Consider the following 11,744-nt stretch of genomic DNA (forward strand, 5'->3'; position numbering starts at 1 on the left):
GATGACCCCGCTGCTCGAAATCCGCGACCTGCAGGTCGATCTGTTCACACGGCGCGGCGTGCTGCGTGCGATCGACGGGTTCTCGCTCGCGGTCGACCATGGTGAAACGCTCGGGCTGGTGGGCGAGTCCGGCTGCGGAAAGTCGATGACATCGCTGGCGATCATGGGGCTGCTGCCGACGCCGCCGGCGCGGGTGACGGGAGGCTCCGTCCTGCTGGAGGGGCGTGATCTCACCCGGTTGAGCGACAGCAAGATGCAGGCGGTGCGCGGTCGCGAGATCGGCATCATCTTTCAGGATCCGATGAGCTCGCTGAACCCGGTCTACACCGTCGGCTATCAGCTCGCCGAAGTGCTGCGCCGCCATTTCAAGCTCGACCGCCGAGCGGCGGAGAAGCGGGCCCTGGAACTGCTCGACCGGGTGCACATTCCGGATGCGCGGCGCCGGCTCGATGCCTATCCGCACGAGCTTTCCGGCGGAATGAACCAGCGCGTGGTGATCGCGATGGCGATCGCCTGCGAGCCGAAGCTGCTGATCGCCGACGAGCCGACGACGGCGCTGGACGTGACGATCCAGGCGCAAATCATCGAGCTGCTGAAGGAGATCCAGCGGGAATCGCGCATGGGGATGATTTTCATCACGCACGATCTCGGGGTGATCGCCGACGTCGCCGATCGGGTGACGGTGATGTATGCGGGCAAGAAAGCCGAGGAGGCGCCTGTCGATGCGCTGTTCGACGATCCGCGCCATCCCTACACGCGCGGCCTGATCGGCGCGACGCCCAAACCCGGCGACGAGCGGCGGCACCGGCTCGTCGAGATCCCCGGGGCGGTACCGGGCCTGGCCGAGCGACCGACCGGTTGCGCATTCGCCAATCGCTGTCCGTCGGTGTTCGACCGCTGCCGCATCGAACAGCCTGCTTTGATCCATCAGGGCGCGCGACACCTGGCCGCCTGTTTTCTTGCTGCCGAAATGGAGAAACGCCATGTCGCTTCTGTCGGTGCGTAGTCTCGTCGTCGACTACCAGACGTCGTCCGGCACAGTTCACGCCGTCAACGACGTCAGCCTGGATATCGAGCCCGGCGAGACGGTCGGCCTGGTCGGCGAATCCGGCTGCGGCAAGTCGACCCTCGGCAAGGCGATCATGCATCTGATCCCGGCGACGGACGGGCAGATCGTGCTGGACGGCCAGAACATCACCAGCATGCCGGCTGCGGCGATGCGGCCGATCCGCGCGAAGATGCAGATGATCTTCCAGGATCCGCACAATTCGCTCAATCCGCGGCGGACCGTCGGCAACCTGATCGCGCAGCCGTTGCAGATTGCCGGCTACGACAAGGCGGCGATTGCGGCGCGCGTCGCCGAGCTGATGGCGCATGTCGGGCTGTCGCCGGATGCCGCGACCCGCTATCCGCACGAATTCTCCGGCGGTCAGCGTCAGCGCATCGGGATCGCGCGTGCGCTGGCACTCAAACCAAAACTGGTGATCTGCGACGAGCCGGTGTCGGCGCTCGATGTGTCGATCCGGGCCCAGGTGATCAACCTGCTGCAGGATCTGTCCGACAAGTTCGGCGTGTCCTATCTGTTCATATCGCACGATCTGACGATGGTGCAGCACATCGCCGACAAGCTGATCGTGATGTATCTGGGCCGCATCGTCGAGACCGGGGCGGCCGAAACGATCTGGAAGCACCCGGCACACCCCTACACGCAGGCGCTGCTCGCCGCGGCGCCGGTCGCCGATCCGCAACTGATGCGTGGCCGCCAGCGCTTCGTGCTGCAGGGCGATCTCCCCAGTCCGACCAATCTGCCGGAAGGCTGCGCGTTCTCGACGCGCTGCCCGTTCGTCACCGATCGCTGCCGTCAGGAGAGGCCGATTCTTCGGGAACTCGGCGAGGACCGCAAGGCGGCTTGTCACTACGATCTGGTCGACCGGCTCAAAGTCACGACGAACAATCCCACAGCATCCTTCGGCCGGCGGGTCGAGGGCAAGTACAAGGCAGGAGCACGGGCATGAGCTTCGGATGGAAGAATCTCGGAGATCTGGTGGATCGCTACCGCGATCTGGATCGTCCGGCGATCATCGATCTGCGCACGACGGAGCCGCGGATATGGAGCCACGTCGAGATCGACAGACTGGCCAACGGGGTGGCGGTGTATCTCACCGGGCTCGGTTTTCCGCGCGGGACGACGGTGGCGATCCTGTCGTCGAACCGCGCCGAGTACCTGGCGGTGTATTTCGGGATCATGCGAGCCGGCTTCGTCGCGCTGCCGGTCAACACCAAACAGCCACCGGAGACGATCGAATTCGTGCTGCGTGATTCCGATTCGAAGTTCGCATTCGTCGATGCGGCTTCGCGGCGGCTGGTTCCGGACGGCTTCGCGGTGCTGGACTTCGACGACGACGGTCCGACCGGATTCGCCGCGACCATCGTGCCGGGCGACTTCGAAACGATCGAAGCGCGGCCCGGCGAGCTTGCGCAGATTCTCTACACCTCCGGCTCGACCGGACGGCCCAAGGGGGTTGAACTCAGCCACGACAGCCAGCTCTGGGCGTTGAGCACGAAGGTCGGTGATGCCGACGGCTCGAACGAGGTCTACATCATCGCGCAGCCGCTGTTTCACATGAACGGCCTGTTCGGCGCGAAGTGCATCTTCGCCAGCAATGCGTCCGTCGTGTTGATGCCGGGCTTCGACGGCCGGCGCTATCTGCAGGCGCTCGCCGACTACCGCGTCACCGCCGTCACCGCTGTTCCGACCATGTTCGCGCGGCTGCTGCGGGAGCCGGATCTGCTCGCCGCCAACGACTACAGCCGGTTGAAGCGCTTGGCGCTGGCTTCGGCGCCGATTACCAGGGCGATGGCCGACAAGATTCAGGCCGCGTTCCCGCACGCCGCGCTCACCCACGGTTACGGCACCACGGAGGCCGGCCCGGCGGTTTTCGGCGCGCACCCGGACGGCAAGCCGCTGCCGCCGATGACGATCGGCTATCCGGTCGATCCGGCGATGGTGAAGTTGGTCGACGGCCCGGACGACAACGAGGGCGTTCTGCTGATGCGAAATCCGGCTCTGATGACGCGCTACCGCGGTATGCCGGAGAAGACGGCCTCGGTGATGCGGGACGGCTGGTACTACAGCGGCGACGTGATGCGCCGCGACCAGGATGGGTTTTACTATTTCATCGGCCGCGCCGACGACATGTTCGTCTGCGGCGGCGAGAACATTTATCCCGGCGACGTCGAGAAGATGCTCGAGACGCACCCCGCGGTGCGCCAGGCGGCGGTGGTTCCGCTCGCCGACGAGGAGCGGGGGCAAATGCCGGTCGCATTCCTGGTCCTGACCGATGGCCAGCATGCCACCACCGAGGAGATCAAGGCCTACGCGCTGCGGAATGGTCCGACCTATCAGCATCCCCGCCGTGTCAGTTTCGTCGCCGACCTGCCGTGGGCCGGCACCAACAAGATCGACCGCGCGGCCCTGATCCGCGAGGCGAAGGAGCTCGAAGCCAGGGGCGGGTGGTCGGTGTCGTCGGGCGCCGAGGTGGCCGCATGAGCCCCGCGCTTGCCGGCAAGACTGCACTGGTGACGGGGGCGAGCCGGGGCATCGGACGCGCCATCGCGGTCGCGGCCGCGCGCGAAGGCGCATTGGTCGCCGTGCACTATGGCGGCGACGCCGATGCGGCGCAGGCGACGCTGGACGCCGTTCGCGCCGAGGGCGGAGACGGCTTCGTGCTCAAGGCCGACCTTGCCGACAAGGCGGGGCCCGAGGCACTGGCTGCCGGATTCCTCGACGAGATCGAGCGTCGCACCGGCGAGCGCGCCTTCGACCTTCTGGTCAACAATGCCGGTTTTGGCGGCCGCTATCGGATCGACGAGGTCGACGGTGACATCTTCGACCGCATGATCGCCGTGAACCTGCGCGCGCCTTTCTTCCTGACCCGCGCGCTGCATCCGGCGATCCGCGACGGCGGGCGCATCGTCAACATCTCGTCGATGGGAACGCGCGCGGCGTTTCCCGAGATGAGCATCTACGCGCCGTCGAAGGCGGCGCTGGAGACTCTGACCGTGGTGCTCGCCAAGCAACTCGGTTCTCGCGGCATCACCGTGAATGCGGTGCAGCCCGGCGCGACGGTGACAGACATGAATCCGCTCGACAAGGATCCTGAGCGGGCTACGGCCACCAGAGCCACGATTGCGCTGGGGCGCCTCGGTCAGCCGCAGGATATCGCTGCGGTCGTGATCTTCCTGCTGTCGGAGGCCGGCGGCTGGGTCACCGGGCAGAAGATCGATGCGTCTGGCGGTCAACGGATATGAGCGGCATGCAGAGTTGCTATCCTTGCTGCGTAGCGTCGGACGTCTGCTCGACGCCTTTGAACGACACCGGGATCGCGCTCTGCTGATCGGCCGCGCCCCCGAACTGCATCTTGTCGTCTTCGCTCAGCGCGCATTCACCACACGCTGGAGCGCTTCATCGACTGATTGAAGCGGATCTGGACCTTGCCGAGGGGCCTAACGTCCTCATCCTGAGATCCCGGCAAAGCCGGGCGTCTCGAAGGATGAGGAGCCGCATGCCTTGCCGCACATGGTTCGAGACGGCGCTACGCGCCTCCTCACCATGAGGTTGTGCCTGTTGTGAGCACTCCGAGCGCGGTGCTGTTTCTATCACAAACAGAACAACTCTAATGGTGGGATGTTCGTCCAGGGAAGGCAGGAAATCGATCTGGCCGGGGAAGGAAGGACGACTCCCGATTTTCTGACCCCCTCGGGCGCACGCCAGTCACAAGTCTCCCCCACGCGCTGGCTCCGCTTATGGCAGGCTTATCAGAGCCGAGCAGCTCAGGAGTGTGATCGTATCTGTCGCGGTGTGATGCCGAACCGGCGCCTGAACGCCGTGGAAAAATTGCCCAAAGCTCTGTACCCGACCATGTGGGCGACTTCGCCGACCGAGAGCGCGCCGCGTTCGAGCATCTCACGCGCGTAGTCCAGCTTGCGGCTGCGCACGTAGTCGAAGATCGTCGTGCCGTGCAGCACGCGAAACCCGCGTTGCAGGCTGCCGGGGTTGAGGCCCGCCGCCGCAGCGATGGTTTGCAGTGTCAGCTCCTGGTCGAGATGGGCATCGATGAACGAGCAGGCGCGCTGCACGCAGCGGCGATGTGCCGGATGCAGCACCGCGCCCTCGAAGCAGGCCGAGGCGTCGGTGATTGCCTGCAGCGCGTCCGCGACCATCTCGATCGAGCGGGATTCGAGATACAGGCGCTCCAATGGGCCGGCGAGAGGCGGCGGATTGAGGATCTGCTCGGCGATCGCGATCAGACGCGGTGTCGCCTTCCAGCGCCGGGTGTTGAGATGGCTGCGAAGAAAGCGCAGCGCCTCGGCGCATGCCGGTGAATTCGCCAACGCCTCCTGGTCGAGCCATTCCGGGCTGAGCGTGACATTGACCTTGCGGATGTGGACGCCTCTGACCGACTGACGGGCGAAGCTGTCGGACTTCGAACGGGCGATCGCGATCGCTTCGATCTCGTGTGCGCCTTCCATACTGCCGAGCTCCATCGGATGGCCGCCCAGGCAGACGTGGACGCAACCTTGCAGGAACAGCGCCACGGTGAGGCCGGGCGGCTGAGCCGCCTCGGTGTGCAGATCGTGTATCTCGCGCGTATCGGTTGTGTGCAGCGTCAATCCCTGCCGCAAGTGAATCCGGCGAAATTCTCCGACCAGGATCGGCGAACTACCTGCCAATCCGGGCGTCACCAGCCGAAATGCGCTGTCGGTGGCGCCGGCCAGACGCTTGAGATCGTCGGCGCTGACGACCTTCCGTTGCCGGTCCGAAAGCATCGATCACCCTTGAGCTTCAGGAATTGCAAAGCGGCAGCATACACCAGCCCGGATCGGGATTGTCCTGCCTGCGACCTATAACGTCTCTAGATTAGCCGCCGGGCCGATCGCCGTGATGTCGGCGCCAGTCGGCGAACTGGAAGGATTTCAAGCTCACGCAAAGAAGAATGTCGTCCGCGCAACACTCCCGCCCATGGCCGCGAGGCGGCGCGTTGTCGTAACTCATCCCGCTAGTCGAACTCAGCAGTGGGGAATGAGTCATGCGAATTCGAGCGGCGACAAGTCGGCATCCGCGATCGATGGCAGGCCAATTGGCCGAGGCGCTTGGCGCACGCAGTATCGGCACGTTGTCGATCCTGTCCGCGATCGCCACCGCGCCGGCGTTCGGGCAGACGGCTGCGTCGTCGGGGGCGGGCGGCGGAATCCCGCTCGACGCGATCGTGATCACCGGCGAAAAGGTCGAGCGCGACCAGAAGAGCACCGCCTCGTCGGTTTCGGTGATCACCCAGAAACAAATCGAAACAGAGAAGACCGGCGACGCCTCGGTGTCCGAAGTGATCAACGGCGTTCCGAACGTGGTCTACACCGATACGGTGAGCGCGCCGGTGATCCGAGGGCAGGACACGCAGGGGCCGCTGACCGGCCAATACTCGTTCTGGGGCGGCACCGTGCCGCGCGCCACGATCAACCTCGACGGCCACTATCTCAGCTACAGCGAGTACTATTTCGGCGCCACCTCCGCCTGGGACGTCAAGAACATCGAAGTGTTCCGCGGCCCGCAAACCACGTCGCAGGGGGCGAATGCCATCGCCGGCGCGATCATCGTCAACACCAAGGATCCGACCTTCAAGCCCGAAGGCGCCTATCAGGCCGAGATCGGCAGCTACAACTCCCGGCGGACCTCGGTGGCGGTGTCGGGACCGCTGGTGAAGGACGAACTGGCGGCGCGGCTCGCGATCGACTATTCGGGCCGCGACACCTTCATCGACTACGTCAGCCCGAACTTCCAGCGGGGACTGACCGACCAGGATTTCCGGTCGCTCGACGCGCGTTTCAAGCTGTTGTGGCTGCCTCAGGCGATCCCCGGCCTCGAGGCAAAGCTGTCCTACGCGCATAATTCCAGCAATCGGCCGGGCCAGGAGGCGGCGTCGGCGCCCTACGAGAAGCTGCAGCACGTCACCACGACGATGCCGACCTGGAACCAGGTCAACGACACCGGCATCTTCGATCTGAAGCACGATTTCTACAACGGGTTCAAGCTGTTCAACCAGATGCAGTACACTGGCTCGTCGGTCCATCGGGTCGCGCCGGTGGCCTCGAACGGCAATGCCGATATCGAGCGCAAGAACGTCTCCAACGAAACCCGGGTCACGTTCGGCGACCAGGGGGCGGAGCTCAGCGGACTTGCCGGCGTCTACTACGGCTACACCAAGGCCGACGAGATTCTGTATCTGAGCGGCGTTTCGACGTTCGACGACCGCAAGACCAATCTCGGCGTGTTCGGCGAACTGACCTACAGGCCCACCGACCGCTGGACGGTGACCGGCGGGCTGCGCTCCCAGCACGACCATATCCAGCGCGCCGGAGTGTCGGTCTATGCGCCGCAGCGGATCGATTACGACAACACCTTCACGGCGCTGCTGCCGAAGCTGTCGGTGGCCTATGCGCTCACGCCGGAACTGAGCGTGGGCGCGCTCGTCAGCCGTGGCTACAATCCCGGCGGTGTGTCGCTCAACCTCAACTCCCGGCAATGGACCACCTTCAAGGAGGAGTCGCTCTGGAACTACGAGTTGTTCACCCGCGCGAATCTGCTGAACGACAGGCTCACGGTGAACGGCAATCTGTTCTACATGGACTTCAAGAATGCGCAGTACAACATCCCGGTGGTGATCTCGACCGGGATCGCCCAGACCTACGTCATCAACGCCGAAAAGGCCCATGCCTACGGCCTGGAGATCGCCGTCGACTATCGGATGATCGACTGTCTGACGCTGCGGGCGGGCGCTGGCGTGTTGCGCACCAAGATCGACGAGATCTCGAGCAACGTCAGCTACGAAGGCAACGAGTTCGCGCGATCGCCGGGCTATATGCTGAGTTTCGGCGCGAGCTGGGATGCGACCGACAAGCTCAACGTTTCGGGGCAGGTCCGTCACCTCGACAAATACTATTCGGATGTCGCCAACACGGTCAAATACGCCATCGATCCGTACACCGTGGCCGATCTCCGCGTCAGCTACAAGCTCTACGAAATGGCGGAGGTCTACGGCTATGTGAAGAACATCTTCGACGAGCGCGCCGCGACCTACATGCAGGAGAATCGTGGCATCGGCGGCATCGAGGCGAGCATGACGGAGCCGAGGATGTTCGGCATCGGCATGCGCGGAAGCTTCTGAGCGCGGCTGATGGCGAGGGCTCGATGCCGGCGGCTCGACCAGATTGCAGGCGCGGCTCGTGCGGATTGGAACGATTCCACGTTCCGGCAGAGAAAAATCGCCGCCGCGCAAAACTCGGGCTATGGCTGCGCTGCAGCACCTGCCGTAACTGATCCCGCTCATCAGCTTCATCAGCAAGTGGGGATCGAGTGATGCAGGAGCGGGGCGTGACGGCGCGGGGATGGCTGGCCGCCGTCGGTGGATTAGCGGTGACGTTGGCGGTGCCGGCAAACGGCCATGCCCAGACGGCAGCTCCGTCGGCGTCGGGGTCGTCGTTGCCCGCGGTGGTTGTCGATGCGCCGAGCCGCGCTCGTCCGGCGGCCCGGCCGCAACCCGCGCGCAACGCCAATCGTGCCGCGGTTCGGCCCCAGCGTGGCCGCACCACGACGGCCGTGCCGCCCGCCGCGGCGGCCGCTACCAGCGCGGTGGAGACCGCGACCGGTCCGGTCGCCGGCTACGTCGCCGGCCGCAGCGCCACCGGCACCAAGACCGATGCGTCGCTGATCGAAACGCCGGCGTCGGTGTCGGTTGTGACGCGCGATCAGATCAGCGATCAGGGCGCCCAGAGCGTATCGCAGGCGTTGCGCTACACCGCCGGCACCTTCGTCGATCTGCGCCCCGCAAGCCGCTACGACATCGTGCCGGTCCGCGGCTTCGGCAATAATAACGGCGTGCTGCAGAACTTCGTCGGCTTCCAGGACGGGCTGAAACTGCAGCGCGGCATCTCGTTCGCGGTGCCGACGGTGGACTCCTACGGCCTCGAACGCATCGAGGTGCTGCGCGGGCCGGCGTCGATCCTGTACGGCCAGTCGAGCCTCGGCGGTCTCGTCAACCTCGTCAGCAAGAAGCCGACCGAGAAGGCGTTCGGTGAGATCGAGCTCAGCGGCGGATCTTGGGATCGCAAGCAGGCGGCGTTCGATTTCGGCGGGCCGGCCGATGCCGAGGGCAAGTGGCTGTACCGAATGACCGGGCTGGTGCGCGACTCCGGCACCCAGGTCGACGATACCAAGGACCAGCGCTACATGATCGCGCCGGCACTGACCTATCGGCCGAGCCTCAACACCTCGCTGACGGTGCTGGCGAACTACACCTACGATCCGAATAGCTGGTACAGCGTGTTCCTGCCGCAGCGCGGCACGGTCGAATCCAACCCGTTCGGTCAGATCCCGACCAGCTTCAACGCCGGCGATCCGACCTATGAAGTGTTCAGCCGCAAACAGGCGTCGGTCGGCTATCAGTTCGAACACCGCTTCAACAATGCGTTCGCGGTTCGGCAGAACGTTCGCTACATGAACCTCGCCACCGACTTTCAGGGCGTGTCGGTCAGCGGTTTCGGTGCCAACCTGCACACCCTGACCCGATCGAAATCCAAGGTGGTCGAGCAGGTCGACTCCTTCGCGATCGACAACCAGGCCGAAGCCAAGTTCCTGACCGGCGCCTTCAGTCACACCGTGCTGTTCGGTCTCGACTATCAGTATGCCGATGCCTCGCGGCTCCTCGGTTCGTCCACGGCGGTCCCGACCATCGACTTCCTCAATCCGGTGTACGGCACGGTCATCGGAACGCCGGCGTTCCAGATCGACGCATCGCAGGTCAACACCCAGTTCGGCGTCTATCTGCAGGACCAGATCAAATTCGACCGGTTGGTGCTGATGGTGAGCGGACGCCACGATCGCGCCGGCTACGACTATCGGCAGACGACGCTGGCCACCAATGCCCGCACTTTGGCGTCGCAATCCGACGACGCCTGGACCTATCGGGTCGGCGCGCTGTATCATTTCGACAGCGGCTTTGCGCCGTATGTCAGCTACTCGACCTCGTTCGAGCCCGTGACCGGCACGGTGTTGAGCTATGACAAGACTGCGTTCAAGCCGACCACCGGAGAGCAGATCGAGGGGGGCCTGAAGTACGAGCTGCCGGGCCGATTGCTGGCGACGGTTGCCGGTTACGAGTTGACCCAGCAGAACGTGCAGACGCCGGATCCGAATCCGACCCATCTCGGCTGCAGCGGCGTTGCCACCGCGCGCTGTAGCGTCCAGACCGGCGAGGTCCGCACCCGCGGTGTCGAGGTCGAGGTGAAGGGCAGCCTCGCGTTCGGCCTCGATCTGATCGGCTCCTACACCTACCAGGACATGAAGATCACCGCGACCAACACCGCCGCCGAACTCGGCAAGCGACCGGTCCAGGTGCCGGAGCACATGGCGGCGCTGTGGGGCATGTATCACCTCAAGCACGTGTCCTCGGGCGTGCTCGGCGGGCTGAGCCTCGGCGCCGGCGTGCGCTATGTCGGCGAAAGCTTCGGCAATTCGACCAACACCCTGGTGGTTCCGAGCTTCACCGTGGCCGACGCGGCGCTGCACTACGATCTCGGCTATCTGTCGCCGTCGATGAAGGGAACGCGGTTCTCGATTAACGCGACCAACCTGTTCGACAAGGTCTATGTCGCGTCGTGCGGCGTCGGCACCAGCTTCGATGCCGGCTGCTACTACGGCCTGCGCCGCACGGTGCTGGCGACGCTGCGGTATCGGTGGTGACAGCTCGGCATGAATGCGATCGGACAGACATCGAGCGTGCGTGCCGTGCCGGAGGAGAATGATCGTCCGCCTGTCGGGCCTGGTTATGTCGTGCCCGGCAGCGAGCGGATCCGGATCGTCTCCGCCCAGGGACGGCCTTATGATCTGATGATCGCGGCGCCGGTCGCGCCGCCTGCCGATTCTGCCGGCTATCCCGTGCTGTATCTGCTCGACGGCAATGCGGTGTTCGGCACTGCCGCCGAGATCGTCGGAATGCGCTCGCGCAAACCGGAGTCGACCGGGATCGTTCCGGCGGTTGTCGTTGCGATCGGCTATCCCGGTGATCAGCCGTTCGATCTCGAACGGCGCGCGGCCGACTATACGCCGCCGGTGACTGCGACCGAGCTGCCGCCGCGACCGGACAGGTCGCGCTGGGGGACGGTCGGCGGCGCCGACACGTTTCTCGGCTTCCTGCTCGATGTGGTGCGGCCGTTGATCGCGCGGAAATTTCCGGTCGACCTGCAGCGGCAGGCACTGTTCGGTCATTCGTTCGGCGGGCTGTTCGCGCTGCACGCATTGTTCACCCGCCCGGACGCGTTCAGCCGCATCATCGCCGCCAGCCCGTCGATCTGGTGGCATCGCTACGTCGCTGACGACTACGTCGCGGCGTTCGCGGAGCGAGTCCGGACCATGGGTGTCGACGCCAAGGTGCTGGTCACGATCGGCGAGCTCGAACAGCGGCTGACGGTCGCCGAAGCGAGTGCTGCGGAGTCGGCGACGCGCGCGGCGTGGAAGCAGCGCAACCGGATGGTCGACAACGCGCGCGAACTATCCGAGTGGCTGGCCGCGTTGCCGGGGCGGGGGCCCGAAGTTTGCTTTGCGATGTTCGCCGGCGAGGACCACGGCTCGGTGGTGCCCGCCGCGCTGAGCCGCGCGGTCGGCTTCGCGCTGGCGCGACGGCCGTGACGCG

At 65.2% G+C, this 11,744-nt stretch carries 8 protein-coding genes; 7 read left to right on the forward strand and 1 reads right to left on the reverse strand.

Annotated elements, in window-relative coordinates; translation table 11 throughout:
• Position 1 precedes the first annotated feature (1 nt).
• Genes FLL57_RS07310 through FLL57_RS07325 form a run of 4 tightly spaced genes read left to right on the forward strand, consistent with a single transcriptional unit; the run spans position 2 to position 4,311 of the window.
• The gene (locus FLL57_RS07310) at positions 2–1,006 is read left to right on the forward strand and encodes an ABC transporter ATP-binding protein (protein ID WP_013502863.1); all 1,005 of its coding nucleotides are present in this window, start codon (positions 2–4) and stop codon (positions 1,004–1,006) included.
• Positions 984–2,015, forward strand: coding sequence for an ABC transporter ATP-binding protein (locus tag FLL57_RS07315; RefSeq protein ID WP_013502862.1), 1,032 nt, complete (start codon positions 984–986; stop codon positions 2,013–2,015). Before FLL57_RS07310 ends, FLL57_RS07315 begins: the two co-directional genes overlap by 23 nt.
• Positions 2,012–3,550, forward strand: a complete 1,539-nt coding sequence (locus FLL57_RS07320) for a class I adenylate-forming enzyme family protein (RefSeq protein WP_142882534.1) — start codon at positions 2,012–2,014, stop codon at positions 3,548–3,550. Before FLL57_RS07315 ends, FLL57_RS07320 begins: the two co-directional genes overlap by 4 nt.
• Complete coding sequence (locus FLL57_RS07325; protein WP_047309412.1) at positions 3,547–4,311, forward strand: SDR family NAD(P)-dependent oxidoreductase; 765 nt, start codon at positions 3,547–3,549, stop codon at positions 4,309–4,311. The genes FLL57_RS07320 and FLL57_RS07325 overlap by 4 nt, the downstream gene beginning before the upstream one ends.
• A 522-nt stretch (positions 4,312–4,833) precedes the next feature.
• On the opposite strand, the gene FLL57_RS07330 is transcribed toward FLL57_RS07325, so the two are convergent.
• Positions 4,834–5,829 carry a helix-turn-helix transcriptional regulator gene (locus FLL57_RS07330; RefSeq protein ID WP_142882535.1) on the reverse strand — a complete coding sequence of 332 codons (996 nt, stop codon included), beginning with the start codon at positions 5,827–5,829 and terminating at the stop codon, positions 4,834–4,836.
• 299 nt (positions 5,830–6,128) lie between these two features.
• On the opposite strand from FLL57_RS07330, the gene FLL57_RS07335 reads away from it, so the two are divergent.
• The 3 genes from FLL57_RS07335 (at position 6,129) to FLL57_RS07350 (ending at position 11,740) form a co-directional block, all read left to right on the forward strand.
• Positions 6,129–8,222 carry a TonB-dependent receptor gene (locus FLL57_RS07335; protein WP_142882536.1) on the forward strand — a complete coding sequence of 698 codons (2,094 nt, stop codon included), beginning with the start codon at positions 6,129–6,131 and terminating at the stop codon, positions 8,220–8,222.
• A 191-nt stretch (positions 8,223–8,413) separates the two neighbouring features.
• Positions 8,414–10,795 carry a TonB-dependent siderophore receptor gene (locus tag FLL57_RS07345; protein WP_210244235.1) on the forward strand — a complete coding sequence of 794 codons (2,382 nt, stop codon included), beginning with the start codon at positions 8,414–8,416 and terminating at the stop codon, positions 10,793–10,795.
• Positions 10,796–10,804: 9 nt separating this feature from the next.
• A complete protein-coding gene (locus FLL57_RS07350) occupies positions 10,805–11,740 on the forward strand; it encodes an alpha/beta hydrolase (protein ID WP_142882539.1) in 936 nt (311 codons plus the stop codon).
• The last annotated feature ends 4 nt before the right edge of the window (positions 11,741–11,744 follow it).

It is taken from the genome of Rhodopseudomonas palustris, from assembly GCF_007005445.1.
GTDB lineage: Bacteria > Pseudomonadota > Alphaproteobacteria > Rhizobiales > Xanthobacteraceae > Rhodopseudomonas > Rhodopseudomonas palustris_G.